Source organism: Acetobacter oryzoeni (assembly GCF_004014775.2).
Classification (GTDB): Bacteria; Pseudomonadota; Alphaproteobacteria; order Acetobacterales; family Acetobacteraceae; genus Acetobacter; species Acetobacter oryzoeni.
Genome location: NZ_CP042808.1, coordinates 2,597,895 through 2,623,347, shown reverse-complemented (window position 1 = coordinate 2,623,347; position 25,453 = coordinate 2,597,895). Strand labels below are relative to the sequence as shown.

At 54.5% G+C, this 25,453-nt stretch carries 22 protein-coding genes; 13 read left to right on the top strand and 9 right to left on the bottom strand.

Translation table 11 applies throughout. The features are described from left to right. Window positions 1-234 precede the first annotated feature (234 nt). Window positions 235-1,722: a sugar porter family MFS transporter gene (locus tag EOV40_RS12230; protein WP_128106102.1), complete on the top strand. Its 1,488-nt coding sequence runs from the start codon at window positions 235-237 to the stop codon at window positions 1,720-1,722. A 95-nt stretch (window positions 1,723-1,817) separates the two neighbouring features. Here EOV40_RS12230 and accC read toward each other — a convergent pair whose 3' ends face one another. Genes accC through aroQ form a run of 3 tightly spaced genes read right to left on the bottom strand, consistent with a single transcriptional unit; the run spans window position 1,818 to window position 4,086 of the window. Next, window positions 1,818-3,161: an acetyl-CoA carboxylase biotin carboxylase subunit gene (accC, locus tag EOV40_RS12225; RefSeq protein WP_128106101.1), complete on the bottom strand. Its 1,344-nt coding sequence runs from the start codon at window positions 3,159-3,161 to the stop codon at window positions 1,818-1,820. Next, on the bottom strand, window positions 3,161-3,634 hold the full coding sequence (gene accB / locus EOV40_RS12220; protein ID WP_014457552.1) for an acetyl-CoA carboxylase biotin carboxyl carrier protein: 474 nt from the start codon (window positions 3,632-3,634) through the stop codon (window positions 3,161-3,163). The genes accC and accB overlap by 1 nt, the downstream gene beginning before the upstream one ends. Further along, entirely contained in the window at window positions 3,634-4,086 is a 453-nt protein-coding gene (gene aroQ, locus EOV40_RS12215) for a type II 3-dehydroquinate dehydratase (RefSeq protein WP_003626846.1), read from the bottom strand. Before aroQ ends, accB begins: the two co-directional genes overlap by 1 nt. A 302-nt stretch (window positions 4,087-4,388) precedes the next feature. On the opposite strand from aroQ, the gene EOV40_RS12210 reads away from it, so the two are divergent. Then, window positions 4,389-4,940, top strand: coding sequence for a septal ring lytic transglycosylase RlpA family protein (locus EOV40_RS12210; RefSeq protein WP_408740502.1), 552 nt, complete (start codon window positions 4,389-4,391; stop codon window positions 4,938-4,940). 103 nt (window positions 4,941-5,043) lie between these two features. On the opposite strand, the gene EOV40_RS12205 is transcribed toward EOV40_RS12210, so the two are convergent. Further along, complete coding sequence (locus EOV40_RS12205; RefSeq protein WP_244296931.1) at window positions 5,044-6,024, bottom strand: YihY/virulence factor BrkB family protein; 981 nt, start codon at window positions 6,022-6,024, stop codon at window positions 5,044-5,046. Between the two features lie 272 nt (window positions 6,025-6,296). On the opposite strand from EOV40_RS12205, the gene EOV40_RS12200 reads away from it, so the two are divergent. Both EOV40_RS12200 and EOV40_RS12195 read left to right on the top strand, forming a co-directional pair. Continuing rightward, window positions 6,297-7,610, top strand: a complete 1,314-nt coding sequence (locus tag EOV40_RS12200) for a type III PLP-dependent enzyme (protein ID WP_208729197.1) — start codon at window positions 6,297-6,299, stop codon at window positions 7,608-7,610. A gap of 47 nt (window positions 7,611-7,657) precedes the next feature. Next, window positions 7,658-8,446, top strand: a complete 789-nt coding sequence (locus EOV40_RS12195; RefSeq protein ID WP_196332625.1) for a YfdX family protein — start codon at window positions 7,658-7,660, stop codon at window positions 8,444-8,446. Window positions 8,447-8,514: 68 nt separating this feature from the next. Here EOV40_RS12195 and ccmB read toward each other — a convergent pair whose 3' ends face one another. Both ccmB and ccmA read right to left on the bottom strand, forming a co-directional pair. After that, on the bottom strand, window positions 8,515-9,183 hold the full coding sequence (ccmB, locus tag EOV40_RS12190; RefSeq protein WP_003624591.1) for a heme exporter protein CcmB: 669 nt from the start codon (window positions 9,181-9,183) through the stop codon (window positions 8,515-8,517). Continuing rightward, window positions 9,180-9,926 carry a heme ABC exporter ATP-binding protein CcmA gene (gene ccmA / locus EOV40_RS12185; protein ID WP_128106097.1) on the bottom strand — a complete coding sequence of 249 codons (747 nt, stop codon included), beginning with the start codon at window positions 9,924-9,926 and terminating at the stop codon, window positions 9,180-9,182. The genes ccmB and ccmA overlap by 4 nt, the downstream gene beginning before the upstream one ends. A 191-nt stretch (window positions 9,927-10,117) precedes the next feature. On the opposite strand from ccmA, the gene acnA reads away from it, so the two are divergent. The 4 genes from acnA to EOV40_RS12165 all read left to right on the top strand — a co-directional run bounded on the left by acnA (window position 10,118) and on the right by EOV40_RS12165 (window position 16,319). After that, the gene (gene acnA / locus EOV40_RS12180) at window positions 10,118-12,811 is read left to right on the top strand and encodes an aconitate hydratase AcnA (RefSeq protein WP_050818674.1); all 2,694 of its coding nucleotides are present in this window, start codon (window positions 10,118-10,120) and stop codon (window positions 12,809-12,811) included. A gap of 64 nt (window positions 12,812-12,875) precedes the next feature. After that, the gene (locus EOV40_RS12175) at window positions 12,876-13,637 is read left to right on the top strand and encodes an amino acid ABC transporter ATP-binding protein (RefSeq protein ID WP_128106096.1); all 762 of its coding nucleotides are present in this window, start codon (window positions 12,876-12,878) and stop codon (window positions 13,635-13,637) included. Further along, window positions 13,634-15,193: an ABC transporter substrate-binding protein/permease gene (locus EOV40_RS12170; protein ID WP_128106095.1), complete on the top strand. Its 1,560-nt coding sequence runs from the start codon at window positions 13,634-13,636 to the stop codon at window positions 15,191-15,193. The genes EOV40_RS12175 and EOV40_RS12170 overlap by 4 nt, the downstream gene beginning before the upstream one ends. A 211-nt stretch (window positions 15,194-15,404) precedes the next feature. Next, a complete protein-coding gene (locus EOV40_RS12165) occupies window positions 15,405-16,319 on the top strand; it encodes a LysR family transcriptional regulator (protein ID WP_050818671.1) in 915 nt (304 codons plus the stop codon). A gap of 39 nt (window positions 16,320-16,358) precedes the next feature. Here the strand turns inward: EOV40_RS12165 and EOV40_RS12160 are convergent, their stop codons facing one another. The 3 genes from EOV40_RS12160 to EOV40_RS12150 are packed head-to-tail and all read right to left on the bottom strand — an operon-like array spanning window position 16,359 to window position 19,246. Further along, entirely contained in the window at window positions 16,359-17,327 is a 969-nt protein-coding gene (locus tag EOV40_RS12160; protein WP_128106094.1) for a hypothetical protein, read from the bottom strand. A gap of 42 nt (window positions 17,328-17,369) precedes the next feature. Further along, complete coding sequence (locus tag EOV40_RS12155; RefSeq protein ID WP_128106093.1) at window positions 17,370-18,653, bottom strand: AAA family ATPase; 1,284 nt, start codon at window positions 18,651-18,653, stop codon at window positions 17,370-17,372. After that, window positions 18,650-19,246 carry a hypothetical protein gene (locus EOV40_RS12150; RefSeq protein ID WP_128106092.1) on the bottom strand — a complete coding sequence of 199 codons (597 nt, stop codon included), beginning with the start codon at window positions 19,244-19,246 and terminating at the stop codon, window positions 18,650-18,652. Before EOV40_RS12150 ends, EOV40_RS12155 begins: the two co-directional genes overlap by 4 nt. A gap of 234 nt (window positions 19,247-19,480) precedes the next feature. Between EOV40_RS12150 and rimP the strand changes: the two genes are divergently transcribed. Genes rimP through rbfA form a run of 5 tightly spaced genes read left to right on the top strand, consistent with a single transcriptional unit; the run spans window position 19,481 to window position 25,452 of the window. Beyond that, the gene (gene rimP / locus EOV40_RS12145) at window positions 19,481-20,086 is read left to right on the top strand and encodes a ribosome maturation factor RimP (protein WP_003624600.1); all 606 of its coding nucleotides are present in this window, start codon (window positions 19,481-19,483) and stop codon (window positions 20,084-20,086) included. 30 nt (window positions 20,087-20,116) lie between these two features. Beyond that, window positions 20,117-21,661, top strand: a complete 1,545-nt coding sequence (gene nusA, locus EOV40_RS12140) for a transcription termination factor NusA (RefSeq protein ID WP_050818664.1) — start codon at window positions 20,117-20,119, stop codon at window positions 21,659-21,661. Between the two features lie 13 nt (window positions 21,662-21,674). Further along, window positions 21,675-22,325: an RNA-binding protein gene (locus EOV40_RS12135; RefSeq protein WP_003624602.1), complete on the top strand. Its 651-nt coding sequence runs from the start codon at window positions 21,675-21,677 to the stop codon at window positions 22,323-22,325. Continuing rightward, a complete protein-coding gene (infB, locus tag EOV40_RS12130; RefSeq protein WP_128106091.1) occupies window positions 22,322-24,991 on the top strand; it encodes a translation initiation factor IF-2 in 2,670 nt (889 codons plus the stop codon). The genes EOV40_RS12135 and infB overlap by 4 nt, the downstream gene beginning before the upstream one ends. Beyond that, entirely contained in the window at window positions 24,988-25,452 is a 465-nt protein-coding gene (gene rbfA / locus EOV40_RS12125; RefSeq protein ID WP_128106090.1) for a 30S ribosome-binding factor RbfA, read from the top strand. The genes infB and rbfA overlap by 4 nt, the downstream gene beginning before the upstream one ends. Window position 25,453 lies beyond the last annotated feature (1 nt).

Below are 25,453 nucleotides of genomic sequence, written 5' to 3'. Positions count from 1 at the left end.
CCCGAAAGAATCGTGCAAAAAGTGGCCTCTCAGTTCCTTACCGGAACCCCCCTTGGTATCGGACAGCAGATAGCCTTAAGCGCGATTATGTCAAGAAAAATCAAAGGGAAACGAAAAACGTATGCGTGCGTTTTGTAAGGGTAAAATGCGTAAGGCATAAAAGCCTATTTGTGACATAATAAATAAAATTATGTCAGCTATGCAATAATTTTCTGATTGTGGCATAATCACGACATGAAATCTGAAAAGAAACGAGCTCAAGAAGCTATACAAAATCTCGAAATTTCTCCGTATGCCAAGCACGTGTTGTGGATTGCAGCATTTGTTTCTGCCATTTGCGGCGGTCTTTACGGCTACGATACCGGTATTATTTCTGGCGCCCTTCTTCTTATTACAAAAGATTTCCATCTGACTTCTGGTCAGGAGGAAATTGTTACATCAGCTATTCTGGTGGGTGCTGTTATTGGTGCCATGGGCATTGCCAACCTGTCAGAACGTTTTGGCCGCCGTGTTTCGGTTATGGTCGTTACCGCAGTTTTTGTTATTGGCGCATTAGCGTGTTCCTACGCACCTAATCTTACCAGCCTGATTATTGCCCGCGTGTTTTTGGGCTGTGCGGTAGGTGGTGCCACGCAGGTGGTTCCAACATATATTTCGGAATTGGCTCCAGCCAGTAAGCGCGGCAATCTGGTAACGCTGTTTAACGTGGCTATTGGGATCGGCATTTTTCTGGCCAACCTTGTTGGCTTTACCATGCGTGAAAAATGGGGTTGGCGCCCCATGATTTCTGTGGCCGCCATTCCTGCTGCCTTTGTTTTCATCAGCATGTTTTTCCTGCCCAAAAGCCCACGTTGGACTGCTGAAAATGAAGGGCTGGAATCTGCGGTGGAGCAACTGGGCCGCGTGCGTTCTTCCCGCAAGGTCATTCAGCGTGAGATCAATGAGATCCATGCCAATGTTGTAAATCTGGATGAAGATGAACGCGGTTGGAAAGGCTTGATGCTACCGTGGGTGCGCCCTGCACTGATAGCAGCATTAGGGATTGCTTTCTTCACCCAGGCAGGTGGGTTAGAGATGATGATCTACTATACCCCTACCTTTCTGTCTGATGCTGGGTTTGGAAATTCATCCGCGCTGCTGACCAGTTTAGGGATCGCGCTTGTCTATCTGATCATGACTCTGCTTGGCTGCCTGTTTGTAGATAAAATTGGTCGTCGGCGCTTGGTGCTGATTATGGGGCCGGGTTCTGTTGTCAGCCTTATTGGCTTGGGCATTGTGTTTGCCATGCACCCCGCTCAGGGCAGTGTAGGAAGTTGGCTGATTGTGGCCTTCCTGCTGCTGTTCATGCTGTTTAACTCTGGCGGTATTCAGGTTGTGGGTTGGCTGTTGGGCGCTGAACTGTTCCCGCTGCCTATGCGTGCTGCGGCAACCAGCATACATGCGGCCATGCTGTGGGGGGCAGACCTTCTGGTAACATCCACAGCCCTTACGCTGGTGCAAACAGTCTCTCTGGGTGGCACCATGTGGATTTATGCAGGGGTTAACCTTGCTTCGGTGTTGTTTGTTTACTTCTGTGTGCCGGAAACGGCTGGCGCAACATTGGAAGATATTGAAACTGCTCTGCGCCGCGGAGAGTTCCGCCCGCGTGTTGGGCAGGATCCTCGCATTCGTTCTTATGATGAGGAAGAAGAGGAAGCAGTTGGTGTGATGCCCAACGCCTAATGGCTTGTTCTGCTTCCTGAGCATAAAAAACCCGGCGACATCTGGAAAGATGTGCCGGATTTTTTATGGCTGCCAGAAAAGAGCCGAACCACAGTTTAGTGTGGCTTGGCTGTAAACTGTTCCAGCCAATGAATGGTGTAATCACCCTTCTGGAACTCAGGATCTTCCAGAATACGGCGATGCAGCGGAATAACGGTTTTAATACCTTCCACCACAAACTCATCTAAAGCGCGCTGCATGCGGGCAATGGCCTGCTCACGCGTGGGGGCATGCACGATCAACTTGGCAATCATGCTGTCGTAAAAAGGCGGCACACGGTAGCCGGTGTAAAGGGCGCTATCTACACGCACACCCAAGCCACCGGGTGGGTGGTAAACAGCAACCGTGCCGGGGCAGGGGGTAAAGCTGTCTGGATCTTCCGCATTGATACGGCATTCAATGGCGTGGCCAGAAAATGAAATATCTTTCTGCGTATAACCAAGCTGCTCACCAGCGGCCAAGCGAATCTGCTCACGCACCAAGTCCACATCGCAGACCATTTCGGTCACTGGATGTTCCACCTGAAGGCGTGTGTTCATTTCGATGAAGCAGAATTGCCCATCCTGATACAGGAACTCCAGCGTGCCTGCGTTGCGATAGCCCATTTTAGAGAGAGCCTGCGTGGCTGTATGGCCAATGGCATCACGCTGTTCTGCTGTCAGGGCCGGAGAGCCGGCTTCTTCCAGAAGTTTCTGGTGACGGCGCTGGAGAGAGCAGTCGCGCTCGCCAAAATGAACCACGTTGCCGTAATTGTCTCCCAGAATCTGGAGTTCAATATGGCGCGGCCGATCCATGTATTTTTCCAGATAAACGGCATCGTTGCCAAAAGCAGCGCGTGCCTCGGCGCGGGCCATTTTCCAGGCGTCTTCCAGATCGCCAGCCGTTTGAGCCACCTTCATGCCACGGCCACCACCGCCAGCGGCAGCCTTGATCAGCACCGGATAGCCGACTTTGTCAGCAACTTCGCGGGCTTGTTCCAGGCTTGTCAGTTCACCATCAGAACCGGGCACCAAGGGCACGCCCAGCATCTGCATGGTGGTTTTGGCGGTAATCTTATCCCCCATCATGCGGATATGTTCCGCCGTTGGGCCGATAAAGGTCAGACCATGTGCTTCTACCGTTTCGGCAAAATCAGCATTTTCTGAAAGAAAACCATAGCCGGGGTGAATGGCTTCCGCTCCTGTAATGGTGGCTGCAGAAAGAATTGCAGCCACATTCAGGTAGGAATCGCGCGAGGCTGGCGGCCCGATGCAAACAGCTTCATCTGCCAGCCGAACGTGCATGGCGTCTTCATCCGCAGTGGAATGTACCGCTACGGTCTTGATCCCTAGCTCCCGGCAGGCGCGCAGGATACGAAGGGCAATTTCGCCTCGGTTGGCGATAAGGATCTTGGAAAACATTACTCAATAATAGCAAGCGGCTGGCCGTATTCCACCGGGTCGCCCGAAGCCACCAGCAGGGCCTTGAGCGTACCACCTTTGGGGGCCTTGATCTGGTTGAAGGTTTTCATGGCTTCAATCAGCATCAGGGTCTGGCCGGCGGTTACAATCTGGCCTTCGCTTGCAAAAGGAGGGGAGGACGGATCTGGCGTCAGGTAAGCCACACCCACCATTGGGCTGTTGACAGCACCGGGGTGGCGGGAAAGATCTGCCGGAGCGGCAGGTGCTGCGGCTTCAGCCGGAGCGGCGGCGGGAGCCGGTGCCGGAGCAGCAACAGCCTGCGGCGCTGCGGCCACAGCCTGCACAGGGGCTGGCATGCGGGCAACGCGAATGCGGCTGTCCTTTTCCGATACTTCAATTTCAGTCAGGCCTGTTTCGGCCAGAATTTCAGCCAGAGCCCGAATGGCCTCCGCATCCACGAGCAATCCGCTCATCAGTCATCCTCATTCAGAATAAGATCGGTCATTGCCTGCAATGCCAGAGAATACCCCGCCACGCCTAGCCCACAGATAACGCCTGTAGCGGCGCGAGAGACATAGGAATGATGGCGGAATGGCTCGCGGCGGTGAATGTTGGAGATATGAACCTCAATCACAGGCAAGTCTGTTGTCAGCAGGGCATCCAGCAAAGCGATAGACGTATGCGTATAGCCCGCCGGATTGATGATGATGCCCTGTGCCCGCTTGCGGCAGTCCTGCACCCAGGAAATCAGCTCACCTTCAATGTTGGTCTGGCGGAAATCTATGGCCAGGCCCAGCTTCTCAGCTGTTTGCAGGCAAAGTTGTTCCACGTCGTCCAGCGTTGCCCGCCCGTATATTTCGGGTTGGCGCTGGCCAAGCATATTTAGGTTGGGGCCGTTGAGCACAGCAATAAGAGGTCTTTCCATAACAGGAAGGGGCCGTAGCACGATGCTGCCCCGTATCCAAGAGAAGAGGCAGGCTGGGGGACAGGAAAATGCACTCTAGCAAAAAAGCATGCAGCGGAGTTACGCGCTTTAAGGCCATATTTTTGTCACGATAAGCGTGTTGAACATAAGTGACTATAGATCTGTATTTGCAACTCGAAGGTCGAAAAAGATTGCTTTTACAGTGTGAACACGGTCTTCTGGCGAACAGAACGATGTCAGAAAATGGAGTAAACAGGCGGATGTCAGCCCTGCGCCGGGCACTTCTTGGAAGTGTGTTTGTTATGTCTTCTCTTTTGTCGGCTTCAGCTGTTCAGGCAGCAGAGGCTGGGCAAGGCGGCACAGCGTGGGCAGATTCTGTCCGCCGTGCTTTGGCTGGGCGTAGCGCACAGACAGTCGCCACTGCGGATTCTGATACCAATCAGGCCCGTCGCATTTTCCAGAAAGGTGTTGCTAGTTGGTATGGGGGGCGCTTCCATAACCGGCGCACATCTTCGGGTGAACGGTTTGACAAGGGTAGCCTGACAGCCGCGCATCCTACGGCTCCGCTAGGGAGTAAACTCCGCGTTGTTTCAGAAGATACAGGCCGCTCTGTGGTGGTCACAATCAATGACCGTGGGCCTTATAGCCGTGGGCGCATTATTGATGTGTCCAAAGCCGCAGCCGCAGAACTGGGGATGTTGAACAGCGGCATTGCCCATGTGCGGGTAGAGCCTGCTCCGGTTGAAGTGGCTTCTGCACCAGATGATGGTGGTTTGGCGGATAATACCCTTTCCTTGCAGAATACGGCGCCGCACACGGGCCGCACCCTTCATAGGGCGCGTCATCGTCGTTAAGAGATAGCGCAATCAATTTTTACGAGAAGCAGATTGCGGTGAATTAAAAAAGGGTGTTCCGATCGGAACACCCTTTTTTAATGAGTTTTGAGAGGCTGATAGGTCAGACTTCTAAAGGCTGCCGTGTAATGCCGCGGGCATAGCTTTCCATTTCAGCATTCAGTTCGGCGCCCATCAGCACAACCCATGCGGTTACAAAAAACCACATCATGATGGCGATAAACGCGCCTAATGGCCCATAGGTGGCGCTGTAACTGGCAATGTGTGCCACGTAGTAGGAAAAGCCGAGTGATGCCGCAATCCACGTTAATGTGGAACATAAGGCACCGGGCAGAACCCAACGCCATTGGGTGGCGATGTGCCGATTGGGGCCAAATCTGTATAGCGCAGAAAGGGCTAGGGTTTCGAAAGTAAACATCACCACCGGGCCGCTCCACCGGGCCATAAATTCAATGGAACCGGGCGGGGTGGGAATATGCAGCCATGCGGGCAGGTTAAGCAGCAAGGGCATAGCCACCATAAGTGCCAACGTGAGCACAGCCCCCAAAATGCCCGAAAGCGTAAGGGCAAAGGCGGTAATCTGGAACACAAAGAAATTACGATTTTCCCGTGTATTATACGCAATATTCAGGGCCGAAATAATAGAGCGCGTTGCGGCAGAGGCAGACCACAATGCCACACTAACCGAAATAATCAGGTTGAATGTGAGCGAGGATGGCGGCTCAGCTACAAGTGTCTGCACGCGATCATACAGCAGATTGAAGGCATTGGGTGGCAGCAGGCTGCGCAAGACTTCCATCTGTGGCGCCACGGTCTGCACATCAAAAGCCAGCCCGTAAATGGAGATCAGGGAGCTGATGGCGGGGAACAGAGAGAGCGTGGTATAAAATGCGCAGCCCGCGGCAACCAGCGTAGTAGGGCCGGAAATAAGGCTTTTGACGGTGCGCTGTAAAATGATCTTCCAATCTTTCCGCCCCAGTTCAGAAGGGCGAGAAAAATTGGGCTGCACATTTTCATGAATCGTGTGGGGTGGGGAATCCGGGTGCACAGATGGGCGCGTATCGGGCTGACAGATAACCTGCATCGGGATTGGAGCGTCCTTCGTTAAGGTAAAAGGTACCTTCTGCGGCACCAGCGATAAACTTGTAGCGGCACACCAAACACTAACGACCTGGTGTGAGGTAAAGAGGCATACTTTTTTGCAGGAACAAAAAGTTAACACTGCATGCGTTTGCCAAAAACGACATAAATGCCGTGTATAAAGCTTGCCTTGTCTTATCGGGCATGATGGCCAAGTGCCATGTTTTTTTATTTTTTGCGTGTTTTTGACTTGCACTTGTTGCGCTTTGGCCTCATATGCACGCCCCTACGCAGCAACGCACGTGCCACTGGCCCTCTGAGGTTACGCAACGACGTCAAGCGTTCTGGCAATCGGGATGTTTCGTGCATCTGCCTTTGGTCGCTGGTCCGTTAGACCGTTTCGCAACGTCCTTCTCCGCGCTGTTCAGTCGGGGGAGCCTGATCTGGGGGAGTGGGGATATGAATCCCAAAATCACCCGTTTTCTCGCCGAGCAAAAGCCGGCAACGCCTTGCCTTGTTCTTGATGTGGATGCAGTGGCAGACCGCTATCATGCTTTGGGCAAAGCTTTGCCGCAGGCTCGCATTTACTATGCCGTTAAAGCCAACCCGGCGCAGCCTATTCTGCGGCGGCTGGTTGAACTTGGCTCCTGCTTTGATGCCGCTTCATGGGAAGAAGTTTCCCTGTGCTTGCAGGCAGGTGCCAGCCCGGATGCCATTTCCTTTGGTAATACGGTCAAAAAAGTTTCTGCTATCCGTGCTGCTTATGAGGCCGGTGTGCGGATGTTTGTTTTTGACTGCCGGGAAGAACTGGAAAAACTGGCCGCTCATGCGCCGGGAAGCCGCGTTTACTGCCGCCTTCTGGTAGATAACTACGGGGCTGAATGGCCGCTTTCCCGCAAGTTTGGCACCACAGTGGAATCCGCCAAGGAACTGATGTTGGCCGCCAGAGAACTGGGGCTGGATCCGTATGGTCTTTCCTTCCATGTGGGCAGCCAGCAGCTTTCTGCGGAAGCTTATGAGGTGGCCATTGCCCGTGCGGCCGCCCTGTTTACAGACTTAAGCGCCGATGGTCTGGATTTGCGCATGGTCAATCTGGGCGGCGGTTTTCCTATCCGCTACCGGGATGACGTGCCAGAGATTGATCATTTCACCACGGCCATTTTCCGCGCCATGACAGAGCACTTTGGCAATGCGTTGCCAGAAATGCTGGTGGAACCCGGCCGCTTTATTGTGGGGGAAGCCGGCGTGGTGCGCTCGGAAGTTGTGCTTGTCAGTGCGCGTGGGCGCAAGGATGGGCTGCGCTGGGTGTATCTGGATATCGGGCGGTTTGGTGGTTTGGCGGAAACAGAAAACGAATCCATCCGCTACGCGATTCGTACCAGCCGTGATGGGTCTCCCACAGGGCGTGTGGCGTTGGCCGGGCCAACCTGTGATGGTGCGGATATCATGTATGAGAAAACGCACTACGAACTGCCGTTGGACCTGGCCGCAGGAGAGCAGGTCGATCTGCTGGGGGCGGGTGCTTATGTCTCCACTTACTGTGCAACGGGGTTCAATGGTTTTGCACCCTTAACCGAGCATTATATCTGATCCGATGTGAGGGCAGGCCAGCCTTGTGTTTGCCTGCCTTTGCTTTCGTGCTTTCTCGCTTAACAATCAGAACGCAAACAAGGCCATTATGGATGGCGTTCGGAAAGGGAGAAATCATGAAAAAAACGGGTATGCTGTTGGGGGCTCTACTGGCAGCAACAACGGCTGTTGCGCCAGCATGGGCACAACAGCAGGCAGCATCTACGGCTGCTGTGCCTGCAACAAATGCTGCAACTGCCGCAGCAACGCAGGACTTCGGCCGCCTTTCAGACGATGGTAACACAGCGTTTGAAGAACTGATGCTGGCACGCCGCGCCATTTTTGATGGTGATCTCAAAGGGGCTAAAACCCTGATTACAAGCGCACAGCAGGCGCTGGATCGGGCGCGGGCAGACAACACAGCTTTCCAGAAGGCAGAAGCTGAACTGATGCCAGTAAAAACCAAGCAGGCTCAGACAGCTAAAAAAGGTACGGGCAGCACTACGCCAGTAGCTTGGTTGCCGATTGATGGCGAACTGGTTCTGGATGAAACAGTTGAACCCACAACAGAAAAAAGCGCTGCTGTTGCTGCGGCAAACCGCCACCTGCGCGCAGGTGACCCTGACCGTGCTTCTGAAGTGCTGAAAGTTTCTGGCGTAGATGCAGATTACGTGATTGCTGCAGTGCCGTTGGAACAGACACGGCAGGATGTAAATCGTGCTGCTGACTTTATTAAAAATGATCCGTACAAGGCCAGTGAAGCGCTGCGTGATGCAGAAAATTCAGTGCGCTATGCCTCGGTTGATATTCAGGCTGTAAGCCATCAGCAGGCTGCATCTGGCAATACATCTAAGTAATTTTGCCAAACATGCTGCTGTTATGGCCCCTGAATGGGCCATAACAGCAGGTGTATAAATCTCTAGGTTTATTCTGCTGCGGCCCTTAAGCCTGCACCGGCTGCCAGAGGGCAGAGTGGTAAGGCGCCAGCAACAAATGCTGCCAGAAGTTCTAAATCTGGCTGCCAAGGCAGGCCGGTGGATGCGGCATCAATAGCCGCTGCCCCAAAAATCAGTGCAGGAGTTGCAAGCGGCAGCGTGAGCAGCGGCAAGAGGACCCCGCCGCGTCGTGCGCCCAGCACGATAGATGCACCCATTCCCCCAATAAGGGACAGCACAACAGACCCAAGGAAAAGCCCGGTCAAAAGCACAGGCAGGGCAGAGGCAGGCAGGCCCAACATGGTTGCCAGTGGAACAGCCGCCAGAAGCAAGGGGATGCCGGTGGTGAGCCAATGCGCGGTTATTTTAGCCAAGGCTACAAGAGAAGCCGGAACGCCCAAAAGCAGAAGTTGGTCCAGAGATCCATCTTCAAGCTCCGCACCAAATAGCCGATCTAGCGGGAGTAGAGCTGCCAGTAAGGCGCAGACCCAGATAATGCCCGGCGCCATATGGCGCAGCAATTCAGGGGATGGGCCAAGCGCAAGCGGGAACAGGGTGGCTGTGACAATAAAGAAAAGGATGGCCCCCATTGTGTCTGCCCCATGCCGGAGGGCAAGGCGGAGGTCACGCCCAACAATGGCCCAGAACAGCCCGATCATGCGTTATCTTCCTGCTGGTAAAAGGGAGAAGCGGACGAATCGCCCGCGCCCGGCAATGTAAGAGGCTGCACATTTTCTAGCGGCAGGGGCACATGCGTGGTGGCAATAACCAACCCGCCTTGCTGCCTGTGGGCCGTAAACGCTTGCCCTAAAAGGGTAATGGCATTGGCATCCAGGCCAAGGCTGGGTTCATCCAGCAGCCATAAAGGTGCGTTGGCCAGCAGAACACGGGCGAGTGCCGTGCGCCGTTTCTGCCCAGCAGAAAGCAGGCGGGCTGGCAGATTGGCAAGGGGCAACAAATCCATGGCTTCAAGGGCTGCGTGCATATCGCCTTGGCCTGCACGCGCGAACAGGGCGAGGTTTTCTATAACGGTTAGCCCCGGCTTAAGCGCATCCTGATGCCCCAGATAAGCCACCTTGCTGGCATGGGCTGCGCGATCAGTAAAAATCGATTCGCCATGCCAGAGCAGCTGGCCGGAATCGGGTTTGCGCAGGCCCGCCAGAACGCGCAGCAAAGTGGACTTTCCGGCGCCGTTGGGGCCGGTCAACAGCATGGCGGCTCCGGCTTCCATCTGAAAGCTGACACCATCCAGCACCAGTCTTTCCCCACGGAAAACACAAAGATCCTCAGCATAAAGTGCCGGAAATGCACCAGTTTCAGGCCTGGTTGGGGCAGATTGCCCGGCAGGGAAAGGACTGTCGGCGATAACACTTCTCCTTATTGTTACCGTGCAAGGCCGCAAAAGCCGGGGTGCTCGCGTTCTCGTGGTCGCTCCCTGGCTTGTGCCTTTTCCAACTGCCGGTATGTTCTAGGCCCAACGGGATATCAAGCCGGTTGCCCGGCAGATCAGGCAGGCACTCGGCGCCGAATGGCATATTTACGGTGTCCTGAACGCATCACCAGCCATCGGCTGTGATCGGGGAGAGAGCGATTATGAAAACGGTTGGGCACGATACGCTAAAGACAGGCCGCACCCTTGAGGTTGACGGCAAGACCTACCATTATTTTTCCATTCCCGAAGCGGCAAAAACCATTGGCGACGTAAGCCGCCTGCCGGTTTCGCTGAAGGTTCTTCTGGAAAACATTCTGCGGTTTGAAGATGGGCGTTCCTACAATGTGGAAGACGCCAAGGCCATTGCAGGCTGGTTGCCAAAGGGCAGCAGCAGCAAGGAAGTGCCTTTCAAGCCTTCACGCATTCTGATGCAGGACTTCACCGGCGTGCCGGGTGTGGTGGATCTTGCAGCCATGCGTGATGGGATTGTGAGCCTGAAGGGTGACCCGCAGAAGGTGAACCCGATGGTTCCGGTCAACCTTGTGATCGACCATTCCGTGATGGTGGACTATGCAGGCACAAAAGATGCGCTGCAGGAAAACATTACGCTGGAATTTGAACGCAACGCAGAACGTTATGCCTTCCTGCGCTGGGGCCAGGAAGCGTTTGAAAACTTCTCTGTTGTGCCGCCTGATACGGGCATCTGCCATCAGGTGAACCTGGAATACATTGCCCAGGTGGCATGGACCGCTAATGTTGGTGGCAAGGAATACGTTTATCCGGATTCCCTGTATGGCACAGACAGCCACACCACCATGATTAACGGTCTGGGCGTTCTGGGCTGGGGTGTTGGTGGTATTGAGGCTGAAGCCGCAATGCTGGGCCAGCCCATTGCCATGCTGATCCCCGATGTGATCGGCTTTAAGCTGACAGGTAAGCTGCCAGAAGGCGCAACTGCTACCGATCTGGTGCTGACAGTCACCCAGATGCTGCGCAAAAAAGGCGTGGTTGGTAAGTTTGTTGAATTCTTTGGCCCGGCACTTGACCATCTGCCAGTTGCTGACCGTTCAACCATTGCCAACATGGCTCCGGAATATGGTGCAACTTGCGGGTTCTTCCCGGTTGATGCTCTTACGCTGGACTTCCTGCGTCAGACCGGCCGTGATGAACATCGTATCAAGCTGGTTGAAGAATACCTGCGTGCACAGGGCATGTTCCGCACGCATGAAACACCCGAACCGGTGTTTACAGATGTTCTGGAACTGGATCTCAGCACGGTTGTGCCGTCTCTGGCAGGCCCCAAGCGCCCGCAGGACCGCGTGGAACTGAAGAGCGCCAAGACTGCGTTTGAAAAAGAACTCACCAGCTCTCTGGGTGTGGCCGCAAACGATGCCGATAAAAAGGTGCCGGTTGCCGGAACCAACTATGATCTGGGGCAGGGCGATATTGTTATTGCCGCCATTACCTCCTGCACCAACACATCCAACCCGGCTGTGCTGATTGCGGCTGGTCTGGTTGCCCGCAAGGCACGTGCTCTGGGCCTTACGCCTAAGCCGTGGGTGAAAACCTCTCTGGCTCCGGGGTCTCAGGTTGTTACAGATTACCTGAACCGTTCAGGCCTGACGACAGATCTGGATGCCATGGGCTTCAACACCGTTGGGTATGGTTGCACCACCTGTATCGGTAACTCCGGCCCGCTGCCTTCCCACATTGTAGATGCGATTGAAAACAACGACCTGGTTGCTGTTTCTGTCCTGTCTGGCAATCGTAACTTTGAAGGCCGTATTTCCCCCAACGTTCGGGCCAACTATCTGGCAAGCCCGCCGCTGGTGGTTGCATATTCCCTGCTGGGCACCATGCGTAAGGATATCACCACGGAACCGCTGGGCACATCCAAGGATGGCAAGCCGGTTTACCTGAAGGATATCTGGCCCACCAATAAGGAAATTGCAGACCTTATTGCTTCTGCCATCAGCCGTGACGAGTTTATCAACCGTTACAAGAACGTGTCCAAGGGCACGAAGGAATGGCAGGGCCTGAAGGTTGCTACGGGTTCTGAAACCTATAAGTGGGATCCGAAATCTACCTACGTGCAGGATCCGCCGTACTTCAAGCATATGGACGTTGAGCCCAAAGCTCCCGGCAATATTGAAGGTGCGCGCATTCTGGCTCTGCTGGGTGACAATATCACAACTGACCACATCTCTCCGGCTGGTTCCATCAAGAAGGACTCACCGGCTGGTCGTTACCTGATGGAACACGGGGTTGAACCGAAAGATTTCAACTCTTACGGCTCCCGTCGTGGGAATGACCGCGTGATGGTGCGTGGTACTTTTGCCAATATTCGTATCAAAAACGAAATGTTGCCGGGTACGGAAGGTGGGTATTCCAAGCACTTCCCAGATGGGAAGGAAGGCGCCATTTACGATGTGGCCATGGAATACAAAAAGGAACACACCCCGCTGGTGGTGATTGGTGGCAAGGAATACGGCATGGGTTCTTCCCGTGACTGGGCCGCAAAAGGCACCCTGCTGCTGGGCGTAAAGGCCGTTATTGCTGAAAGCTTTGAGCGTATTCACCGTTCCAACCTTGTGGGCATGGGCGTTCTGCCGCTGGTGTTCAAGGATGGCACAACCCGCAAGACCCTTGGTCTGAAGGGTGATGAGGTGATCAGCATCAAGGGTGTTGATAAACTTTCGCCGCGCATGGATGTAATTATGACAATTACAAGAAATGACGGCTCCACGCAGGAAGTACCACTGCTTTGCCGTGTCGATACCCTAGACGAAGTCGAGTATTATAGGCATGGTGGCATTCTTCAGTACGTCTTGCGAGGGATGACGAAAGCTGCCTGAGAACCAATTCGTTCAAGGTGAACGTCAAGATGCCGACCCGGTACGCACCGGGTCGGCGTTTTCTGTGGAAGACCCAGTCGTTTTGAGTGCGGAACATCTGCACAAAAGTTTCGGCGAGGGGGATGTCCTGTGTGGTGTATCCATGCAGGTGCGAAAGGGTGAGCTGGTTTCTATTATCGGCCCATCCGGTTGCGGAAAATCCACTTTTTTACGGTGTTTGAATTTTCTGGAAATTCCCGATAGCGGCAAGATCACCGCCATGGGGGTGACCATAGAGCGCAAAGATGCCGTCTGGCGTCGCGCTGATGAGCATATGGCACATCGCTTGCGCACTCACGTGGGCATGGTGTTCCAGAGCTTTAACCTTTTTCCCCACCTTACAGTTCTGGACAACGTTCTGCTGGCCCCCCGCGTGGTGAAGGGTGAGGGCGGAGAAGTTGAACGTGCCGAGGCCATGGCCCTGCTGGAAAAAGTAGGGTTGGCCCGTGTTGCGCAGCGTTACCCTGTTTCGCTTTCTGGTGGGCAGCAACAGCGTGCCGCCATTGCACGTGCTTTGGCCATGCGGCCAGAAATTATGCTGTATGACGAACCCACGTCAGCGCTTGACCCGATAGTTGCGGAAGAAGTGCTGGGGGTCATGCGCACCCTTGATGATGAAGGGATGACGCAGATTATCGTCACCCACGATATGCGTTTTGCCCAAGTGGCATCGGATACCATTGTCTACATGGATGGCGGCCATATTGTTGAATCCGGCCCGCCGGAGGTTCTGTGTGTGAACCCGGCTCATGAACAGACACGCCGCTTTTTGAGGACACTTCTGTGAAACAGAATGCACAGTATTGCCCGCCCCGCTTTTGGGGTTTGTTTCTGCGCTGTGTCTGTATGCTGCTGGCCGTAAGCTGGTTGGGTGCTGGCGCGCATGTGGCACACGCACAGGAAGAAAAGCCGATCCGCTGGGCTGCGGATGCTTCATCGGATGTGCCCTATACGTTTCATGATCTGAAAGATCAGGACAAGCTGACCGGGTTTGAATATGACCTGATGCAGGAATTGGGCAAGCACATGGGTGCGCCGCTTCAGTTCGTGCAGAATGACTGGGATGGCCTTATTCCTGGCTTGCAGCGTGGTCTTTATGAGATGGTCATCTGTGGCATCGAGATGACAGATGAGCATGCTGAAGGCATTGATTTTTCAGACCCGTACTACATCACATCAGAACGTATTGTGGTGCGGCGTAATGGCCCGCAACTGAAAACCCTTGCGGACCTGAACGGCCATGCCATTGGCACCATTAAAGATACGCAGGCTGAACGTATTCTTACCGAGAACGCCAAGGTTCAGCTTCGGACGTATGATGAAGAAACCGATGCGTTTATGGATCTGGCAAACGGGCGCACGGATGCCATTCTGATTGATGGCCCCATTGCCAAATATTACGGTGATACCAACCCGGCCCTACAGGTGGTGGGTGAACCCATTGGCCGTGTGGAATATGGTATTGCTTTTGCTAAAGGGCAGAATGTTGCTCTGCGCACAAAAGTAAATGCCGCACTGGCAACCATGCAGCATGATGGCACACTCCATCGCGTTTTGCTGCGGTGGGACCTATGGACGCCAGAAATGGCGCAGCTGACCAATGATCACACCACCTTAAACGTTACACCAGCGGCGTGGAACGCATATGTGGCGGAGCTGGAAGGCAAGGGCGGCTGGCGCGTTAAGCTGGAACGCTATATGGGTTTTCTGCCGCAATTGGCAAAAGCTGCATGGCTGACGTTGCTGGTTTCACTATGCGCAATGGTGCTGGCTGTTGGTGCAGGTTTGGCTCTGGCGCTTCTGCGTCTGTATGGCCCTACACCTTTGCGGTGGGTGGCGACCACATATGTGGAAGTAGTGCGTGGCACCCCATTGCTGATTCAGGTTCTGTTTATTTTCTACGGTCTGCCTGAATTTGGTATCAGTCTTACGCCCTTCCTGGCCGGTGTTGTCAGCTTGGGTATGAACTACGCGGCATATGAGGCCGAAAACTATCGGGCCGGCCTGCAATCTGTTGCGCATGGGCAGATGGAAGCCGCATTGGCCCTGAACATGACGCACGCTCAGGCACTGCGTTATGTTGTGGTGCCACAGGCTTTCCGTCTGGTTATGCCTGTCATGACAAACGATTTTATCTCGTTGTTGAAAGATTCGTCACTGGTCAGCGTGATTACGCTGACAGAATTGACCCAGACTTACATCCGTCTGTCCTCTTCCTATTTCGATTATTTTGGAACAGGGCTGATGGTTGGTGCGGCTTATCTGCTGCTGGGCCTGCCTTTTGTGCGTTTGGCACGTATGGCAGAAAAAAAGCTGGCACAGCCGCATATGCGGCGCCGGTAAAACCTGTTTGGGATATCTGTTCCGTCTTGCGAGACAAATGCAAGTGCATCTGTCACATGGCGGAACAGAGCCTGACGGATGTTGTGCGACCAGCCAGCTTGTTCCAAAATTGTCGATAAATCAGGAATACGCGCAACATTAGATACACTTCTTGCTGGTAAGGGGTTGTAATGTAATGTGCGCGTGTTCGCAGGGACAGTGCTGGACTTCAATGGATCTTCTTTCCGCGCTTCACAGCTTTGTTCGCGTTGCGGCTACAGGCTCGTTTTCTGCCGTCTCGCGTGAGACAGGTGTTAGTCAGCCTACAATTTCCCGCCATATTGCGTTGTTAGAGGCGCATTACGGCACAACGCTGTTTGCGCGCACCACACGCAGCCTCACCATGACGGAAGATGGCAGAAGCCTGCTTCCACATGCCTATGAAGTGCTGGAAATTCTGGAAACAGCAGAAACAGTGCTGGGCCGCCGCCGGGCTTCTGTTTCTGGTTTGGTTCGCTTAGGGGTCACCACAGCTTTCGGCCTGTGTCTGACACGGCGGATAGGGGAACTGCTGGAACGGCACCCTGATCTGGCTATTGAAGTGGTTATGCGCGATGCGTTTGGTGATCTGGTAGAAGAAGGGCTGGATCTGGCCGTTCGTGTAGGAGAGATTGCCGAGGGGTCTCTTATCGCCCGCAAATTGGGTGTCGTGCGCAAATGGTTGGTGGCCGCGCCATCTTGCCTGAACCGTTGCGGCACGCCTACGCACCCACGTGATCTGCCGGAATATCCGGGAGTCGTCTATAATTACGGCTCCAGCAGGCTGGACTGGAACTTTGAGCGGGATGGCGAAGAAAGCGTTATTGCGCCTTCTGCTGTTTTCCGTGCCAATAGCAGTGAAGCGGTGCTGTATGCTGTAGAATCTGGGTTGGGCATAGGGCTGCTACCAGAGTTTCAGGTGCGTGAGGCTGTTGCTAGCGGTCGGCTCACCCGTTTGTTTGCAGATTGGCAGATTCCATCTTTGCCGTTTTACGCTGTGCATACTGGCCCGCGCACGCTCCCCTTGCGAACGCGGACGGTTCTGGACTTTCTGATCGAAGTTTCTGCAGATCTTCTGCGTGAAGGCAAACTTCACCAAGCTGTTTAACGGTTTTCTATACCTTACAGAAAGCGTTCTAACGGTTGCTTAACCGTGAAACGCAGGATCTGCCGATACAGTTGTGGGCAGCGCAGTGTCAGGAAGCTTGCTGTCAAACCCTTGGCGCAGATAAGGGCTCCATCCGCGTAGCCATGCGTTGGTGCGGCGGACAAAGTCTGACACAGCAGTGGAATCGGACATACCTGCGCGGGACCAGTTTTCTGGCGCACCCGGTACGGTTTTGCTGCCAGCTTCTGCCGGGCTTGTCAGCATGTGAACACTCATGAAATCCACACCGGGGCCGGATTTGCTTTTTTCAATCCGGTTCCACCCTGCATCCACCAGAACGGGGGGCAGATCAAAGCCCATACCCGTCAGGCGTTGCACAGCCGGGGGAATAAACATCGGGCTTCCCAACAAAGCCTGTAATGCGGGATTGGATGTTAGAAAAACGTTGTTCACCACACGGATGGGGGATGTCATCCAGCATTCTGTATGCGTGCCATCCTGCGGCAAGGCTTCGGACATAAAGTTAAAGTTGCTGTGGCATTCATCCTGCACCAACTGCGTATCCGTAATGGGTAAGGATTGTGTGGTGGCCTGCGCAACCAATAGGCCTGTGACAATGCCTTGTTCAGAACGCACGTAAAGGGATGTCAGAATCTCTCCATGAGCAACATCATCCTGATAATTCAGGAGCGGGTGCCATTTGCCCGCGGGTAAAGGGAGCTGGCGGCCCGCAAAGGATAACGTGCCTTCAAATTGTGCATCCATAGGGGGTGCGGAAACGGTGCGCCGGTCTTCATCCGGCCGCAACGCATCTTCTGACGAATCGGCAGATGATGCACCGCTCGGCAGCATATGGCTGATTTTAGAGGTAAGCTTTGCATAGGCTGGCAGGCGTGATGTTAGCCAAGGGGCTGGAAACATCACGGAAAACACACTGCATGCGCCAGCGGTAAACAGCGCAACACGCCATACAGGAGCGCGTTGCCACAATCGGGTAAAAGCAGACATGCAGAAAGCCTTGTGCCGGAAGAATAAACAGTAAGGGACCGCTTATGGGATCAGGCGCGCATGGATGCTATCGCCTTCATCCGTGCGGTTATCCGCCACTTTTGCAACCACAGCGCCATCATCTTCCTTTACCAGCCGCACCATATTGGCGCCCTGCTGGCGGGCTACAATCAGGGATTCGCTGATCATATCTTCAATGGAGCGCACCAGATCGCGGGCAGAAGCTGCATCTCCCATGCGGCTCTGGCGGCGCATGACATCCATCAGCAAGGTAGCATCAATCCCGCCGGTTTCTACCTTCAGGCCGTAGCTTTCAATCATGGTTTCAATTTCCAGCGCGGCCACGCGGGCAATATCCAGACCCTGTAGCGGACGGAAGACGAAAATTCGGTCCAACCGGTTTAGAACTTCCGGGGCAAACCCGGCCTGACGCAGGGCTTCTACCGATTCGGCACGCATACGGTCCGGGTCATCATGCAGGCGGTCTGCAATTTCTGTGAGCGCATCCGTGGCAATGTTCGATGTCAGCACAAAAATGGCGCGTACGGTAGAAATCTGCTGCCCGGTAGAGGCTTCGGTAATGTGTCCGTCATTCCAGGCTGTCAGGAATTTTTTGAACACATCTGGGTGCGCCTTTTCAATTTCGTCCAGCAGCACCACAGCATCCGGTTTTTCCTTCAGGCCGCCCGTCAGCTTCCCGTAAGTGTCTGAACCTACATAACCTTTGGGGGAGCCAAACAACTGGGTTGCGGCATGGGGGCTGCTCATCTGTGTCATGTCAAAATGCAGCAAGGGGCGTTCAAGCTGGCGGGCAAGCTGCTTGGCCAGATAGGTTTTGCCTGTGCCCGGGGGGCCTGCCAGCAGAAAAATGCCTACTGGTTTACCGCGCACCTGCAAGGCGAGGCGGCGGCGCAACTGCACAGCCACATCCTCACATACCTGATCCTGCCCAATAACGCGGGCCCGCAGGTTGGCTGCCAGTTCTTCCGCATCAATGGTGGTTTCACGCTGCTCGCGCGCCATCATTTCTTCCAGTGCGGCGCGGTTGGTCAGTCTGGCAAGAACGTCCATGATGAATCCCCGTCGGCGTAAAAGCCCTTTGCGCGCTAGCTTTTCGGCGCGTGTTTCAAACAGCAGCCCTGCTACCGTAAGTATAATGCCACTTGCGGCCAAAATTGGCCACGCGGGAGCGCACCACTGCAAAACATGCGTAATGGAATGCAGGGAAAGATGCAGGCTGAGGGCAATCTGTATGCTGGCGAGCACCAGAAAGATGACCATCATCAACGGCATCAGCCGGTTTAGGGCGGGTAACAGTCCCTTCATTGCGCAATCACCGTTAGTGGCAAAGTATCCCCTTTATACATAATCGGCAGTGTTTGTGGGCCAAATACCGTAATAGCGCCGCTACCAATGCCAGCAGGCCCAGGATCTGATGCTGGTATGATATCAACATTACCGCTGATCGTAATGGGTAGAATGACGGTTTGCGGGGTAGGGGACAAATGCACAGTTTGGTGCCATGCTCCGCAAATAAGGGTAATGGTGCCCCCAGCGCCTGTGGCGTCGTAAACAGGCATAGCCACCAAGCGAATGTCCCGCCGTTTTATGCCGGCCAGAATATCTGCCTGCTCCTGATCCGTGTAATTCGATTTTGCCAAGGTTTGAGCCGCTTTTTGCGAGGCAATGAGCGTAAGGGGAATCCCCATCCGGTTGGCGCTGTTATCGTGGTCTTGCGTATTGTTTTCTGCTGCGGGGGTAGAGGTATTTCCATGTCCTCCACCCATAAAATGCACACCAGCTCCAGCCATGATAACGCATGTAGCTAGCCCTATCAGAGCCATGCGCACGCCAGAGGGTTTATCTGCTGCCTGAGGTTGCGGCTGTGGCTTCCATGCGGGTTCTGGCTCTTTGTGCATATTGAAAGGTCAGCCCTTAGTGGTGTGTAGGATGGTAAAAATGTCGCAATAGAGGTAATAAAAGCATGTCCGGCGCACCCTGCAATGCGCAATTTGCATCCAGCCCGTAAAATTGTTTTTTATAAATGGTAAAGATTTGCATAACGGGCAGTAACTTTATTCTGCCCTTGCGGTTTCACTCTGCATCCCTTACATAAAGAACCATCCTTCTCAATTTGTTTTACGTTTCGGGGGGTGGCCTTGACGGCCGCCTTTTTTGCATTGGATACAGACCTTTCTACTCACTCTGGCCTAGAAGCCCGCGTTGCTGCGCTGATAGCCCCTGCCGTTGAGGATATGGGTTATGAGATTGTGCGTGTTGCTGTGCTGGGGCGTGAGCGTCCGACTGTGCAAATCATGGCAGACCGCAAGGACGGTTCCCTGATCAATGTGGAAGATTGTGAACGGATCAGCCACGCGGTAGGTGCCGTGCTGGATGTTGAAGACCCCATTCCCGGGGCGTGGACGCTGGAAGTTTCCTCTGCCGGGATAGATCGGCCCCTTACCCGTGCGAAGGACTGGAACCGCTTTGCCGGGCACCAGGCCAAGGCAGAAGTGCTGCTGCCGGTAAATGGGCGCCGCCGCTTTTCCGGTACGGTTCTGGGGTCTGATGGAACTGTTGCGCGGATGCGTCTGGATGATGGCACGGAAGTTGCCTTGCCGCTGGAAGAACTCCGGCGTGCACGGTTGGTGCTGACAGATGCTCTGATTGAAGCTAGTGCCCGTATGGTGCAATCTGCGCCCGGCACTGATCCCGCCCAGAAGAATGACGACGATTCTTCCGGGCCCAAGGTGCATTGATAAAGCTGCCTGTTTTGGAGAGCTGAGAGTATGGATACCTCTGTTTCCCGTCCTGAACTTTTGCTGGTTGCAGACGCTGTCTCGCGCGAGAAAGGTATCGAGCGTGAAGAAGTGCTGGAAGCCATGGAACAGGCGATCCAGAAAGCCGGACGCGCCAAATATGGGCACGAAAAGGACATTCGTGCCACCATCGACCGCAAGACAGGTGATGTGCGTCTGTCCCGCTGGACGGAAGTGGTGGACGAAGTGGAAAATGAAGATACGCAGATTGCGCTCTCCATTGCCCGCAAGTTTCGCCCTGAAATTCAGGCAGGCGAATATCTGATCGATCCACTGCCTCCGATCGATTTTGGCCGTATTGCTGCGCAAACCGCCAAACAGGTGATTGTGCAGCGCGTGCGTGAATATGAACGCAAGCGCCAGTATAATGAATTCAAGGATCGCGTTGGCGAAATCGTAAACGGTACCGTTAAGCGGACCGAATACGGTAACCTGCTGGTTGAAATTGGTTCGGCAGAAGCGCTGCTTCGGCGTGATGAGCTGATCCCGCGTGAAACGTTCCGTAACTCAGACCGCGTGCGCGCTTACATTTATGATGTGCGTGATGAACCACGTGGTCCGCAGATTTTCCTGTCTCGCACGCATCCGGCCTTTTTGGCCAAGCTGTTTGCGCAGGAAGTGCCTGAAATTTATGATGGCATTATTGAAATTAAGGCCGTTGCGCGTGACCCGGGTTCTCGTGCCAAAATGGCTGTGATTTCTCGTGATGCGTCTATTGACCCTGTTGGGGCTTGCGTTGGTATGCGCGGTTCCCGTGTGCAGGCCGTTGTGGCCGAGTTGCAGGGCGAAAAGATCGATATCATCCCGTGGAGCCCGCAGGCCGCTACTTTTGTGGTGAATGCACTGGCTCCGGCTGAAGTCAGCAAAGTGGTGATGGATGAAGAAGCCGGACGCGTAGAAGTGGTTGTGCCGGATGAGCAGCTTTCTCTGGCTATTGGCCGCCGTGGGCAGAACGTCCGTCTGGCCAGCCAGCTGACTCGTTGGGATATTGATATCCTGACAGAAGCGGAAGAATCCGAGCGCCGCCAGGAAGAGTTCCGTCGTCGGACAGCGCTGTTTGTTGAAGCTCTGGATGTGGATGATGTGATTGCAGGTCTGCTCGTCACAGAAGGTTTCCACTCCATCGAAGAACTGGCTTTTGCTGATCCTGATGAACTGATTGGCATTGAAGGTTTTGACGAGTCGGTGGTTCAGGAGCTGGTTCAGCGCGCTGAATCTTATCTGGTTCAGCAGGAACAAAAGCTTGATGATCGGCGGAAAGAGCTTGGTGTTGTGGACGAGATTGCCGATATGGGCGTGTTTACAAACCAGATGCTTGTGACATTGGGTGAAAAAGGTGTAAAAACCTTAGACGACCTTGCAGATCTGGCTGGCGATGAGCTGGTTGAGATCTTGGGCACCGATGCCATTGAGGAAGATGCCGCCAATGAAATTATCATGGCAGCACGTGCTCATTGGTTTGAGGATGAAAATCAGCAGCCTTCCGATATCAAGGAAGGTGAGGCCAACGCCTGAGGCCTGATATAAAGTGGGTGGTGATTTCTTGCCAGAAACAGAAGAGAAAGGCAGCCTTCGGAGGTGCGCGGTAACGCGTGAAGAAGGCGAACCTTCTTTAATGATCCGGTTTGTAATTTCACCATCTGGTGAAGTGGTGCCTGATCTGGATGCACGTCTGCCGGGGCGGGGAATATGGTTGAGCCCCCGCCGGGATGTGATAGAACAGGCGCGTGCCCGGGGCGTTTTTTCACGCGCCGCACGCCAGCAGGTTAAGGTGCCGGAAGATATAGTAGCCCGTGTAGAAGCGGGGCTACTCCGGCGGATGAGTGAACTTGTAGGGCTGGCTCGCAGAGCTGGTCAGGCTACAAGTGGATTTATGAAGGTGCGAGAATGGCTGGTACAGCGTAAAGCTGCCATTGTTGTTCATGCGCTGGATGGAAGCAGGGAAGAGCGGGAAAGGCTGGTTTCCGGCCAACGCGATATTCCTGTCGTTGAGGCGTTGTCATCTGAAGATCTGGCAAAGATTTTTGGGCGGGAACGAGTGGTGAACGTAGCGCTTTCAGCCGGTGGGCTGGCACAGCGCTTACGTTGTGAGAATAAGCGTTTTACGGGGGTTGCTGAAGGCGGCCCTCGCATGCCCCGGACCTTTCCGGCGCATGGGTGTGAACAGGCGGGTCAATGAGCGAAGGCAAGGATCAGGATCAGGGTAAGGGGCGTTTGTCCCTTCGGCCGGCAGGGCGTTCGGAGGTCGGACGGACGGTTGATGCCGGGTCCGTGCGGCAAAGTTTCAGTCATGGCCGCTCCAAGGTTGTGCAGGTTGAAGTGCGCAAAAAACGTGGTGCCGGGCCGGGTGGCTCTGGCGGACGTGCCGGTGGAGCGCGCGGTGGCGGTCGTACGCTAACAGCCGCTGAACTGGCCATGCGTCAGCGTGTGCTGGCGGAACAGAAAAAAGCAGCGGAAGAAGCCGCACGGCGTGAAGCCGAGCAGCGCGAAGCTGAAAAAATTCGTATTCTTTCGGCTGCTGAAGAAGCACGTCGTAAGGAAGAAGAAGATAAGCGCGCGGCTGAAGAAGCCGAAGCCGCAAAGGCTGCGGCTGAAGAGGATGAGCGCAAATCGCGCATTGAATCCATTCAGCCTATTGCCGTGAAAGAACCAGTTGTTTCTGCTGTGCCCATTCCGGGTGAAGTAACGCTGGCTCCGCCGGTTGGGCGTCTGCGTCCGTTGGCTGAACGTGCAATTATGCCAGCCAAGCCGCTGAAGCCTGTTCCTTCACGCTCTCAGCCTGCTGAAGCCAAGGAAAAAGAACCAGCGTCTGCGCAGACATTGCGTCTGCGTAGTGGTCGTGACATGGAAAGTGATGATGCGCCGCGCCGTGGTGCATCTCGTAAAACACCTGCTGGTAACCATCGCAAAAGTGGTGGCGGTCGTAAGTCCGATGTCGGCGGTGGCCGTCGTGCAGGCCGTATTGACGTGCAGGCCGCGATTGAAGGTGATGACGATAAGACGCGTTCACTCGCATCTGTCCGTCGTCAGCGCGAACGTGAACGCCGTCAGGCTGAACTGGAACGTCTGCGCTCCGATCAGGTGAAGGTTGTGCGTGATGTGGTTCTGCCGGAAAACATTACCGTGCAGGAACTGGCTAACCGTATGGCAGCCCGTCAGGGTGAAGTTATCAAAGCGCTGATGAAAATGGGCGTAATGGCAACTGTCACTCAGACCATTGATGCTGATACGGCTGAACTGATTGTTGAAGAATTCGGCCACCGCGTGCGCCGTGTTTCTGAAGCAGACGTTGAACTGGGGATTGAAGGTGTGGAAGACGCACCGGAAGATCTGCGTCCACGTCCGCCGGTTGTGACAATCATGGGGCATGTTGACCACGGTAAGACATCTCTGCTGGATGCTCTGCGCACAACAGACGTTGCGGGTGGAGAAGCCGGCGGTATTACCCAGCATATCGGGGCTTACCAGGTTACGCTGCCTTCCGGCTCCAAGATCACATTCCTGGATACGCCGGGCCATGAAGCCTTTACGGCTATGCGTGCCCGCGGTGCTTCCATTACGGATGTGGTGGTGCTGGTTGTGGCGGCTGATGATGGTGTTATGCCGCAGACGGTTGAAGCCATTAAGCATGCCAAGGCTGCAAACGTGCCGATGATTGTTGCCATCAACAAGATCGACAAGCCGGGTGCCAAGCCTGATCGGGTGCGTCAGGAACTTCTGAGCCACGAAATTGTGGTAGAATCCATGGGCGGTGACGTTCAGGATATCGAAGTTTCCGCGCTTAAACGTACCGGGCTGGACAAGCTGGAAGAAGCTATTCTTCTGCAGGCAGAAATTCTGGAACTGAAGGCAAACCCGGACCGGGCTGCTGAAGGTGCCGTTATTGAAAGCCGTCTGGATCGTGGTCGCGGTTCTGTTGCCTCTGTGCTGGTGCAAAAAGGCACGCTGCATAAAGGCGATATCGTGGTTGCTGGCACCGAATGGGGCCGGGTGCGTGCTCTGCTGGATGATCGTGGCCGTCAGGTTACGGATGCAGGGCCTTCCATGCCGGTTGAAGTGCTGGGTCTCTCTGGTGTGCCATCTGCTGGTGCTCCGTTCGTGGTGGTTGAAAACGAAAACCGCGCACGTGAGATTTCCGAGTTCCGTCAGCGTAAGCTGAAAGAACATCAGGTGGCTGGTCAGGTGGCGGCTCGTGGTACGCTGGATCAGATGCTGGCCCGTATTCAGGCGGGTGATCAGAAAGAGGTTTCTGTTCTGATCAAGGCAGACGTTCAGGGTTCTGCAGAAGCTATTCAGACAACTGTGCTCAAGCTGGCAAATGAAGAAGTGGGCGTTCGCGTTCTGAATGCTTCTGTTGGTCAGATCACGGAAAGCGATGTGCAGCTTGGTAAGGCGTCGGATGCAGTGATTATTGCATTCAACGTGCGCGCCACAGCACAGGCACGCCAGCTGGCGCAGCGCGAAGGTGTAGATATCCGCTACTATTCCATCATCTATCAGGTTGCTGATGATGTGGAACAGCTTGTGCGTGGTAAGCAGGCACCTAAGCACCGTGAAAAGTTCCTGGGTTATGCCGAAATCCGCCGTGTGTTCGAAATCAGCAAGGTGGGCAAAGTGGCTGGCTGTTACGTTACGGAAGGCGTTGTCAAACGCGGCTGTGGCGTGCGTCTGCTGCGTGATGGCGTAGTGGTTCATGAAGGTGATTTGAGCCAGCTCAAGCGCTTCAAGGACGATGTGAAGGAAGTCAGCAAGGGTTACGAATGTGGCCTTTCCTTTGCAGGCTACAATGATCTGCGCGAAGGCGATGTGGTGGAATGCTTTGAAAGTGAGCTGGTTCCAGCATGAGCCGTAAGAACGGATCAGGCAGTAAAGTAGCAGGACCGGCGGGGTATCTCGCCGGTCTTGCTCCATCTGGCCCCTCCCAGCGTCAGTTGCGGGTGGGGGAAGAAGTGCGGCGTGTGCTGGCTGAAATTTTTGCACGCACCACGTTTCGTGATCCGGATCTGGCAGACGTTGACCTTACGGTTACAGAGGTTCGGCTTTCTCCAGATTTTCGTCACGCAACAGTTTTTATTACTCGTTTGGGTCGTAGCGATGTTGCGGAACTTCTGCCCGCTTTAAAACGAGTAGCTCCGTGGTTGAGAACACAGCTTGCGCATAAAATACGTGCGCGTACTGTGCCGGAACTGCATTTCCAGCCAGATACAGCGCTGGATACGGCCATGCATATGGATACACTGCTGCGTTCTCCAGAAGTGCAGCGTGATCTCAATGCATCATCGGAAGATGAAGAGTCGGAAGACTAGT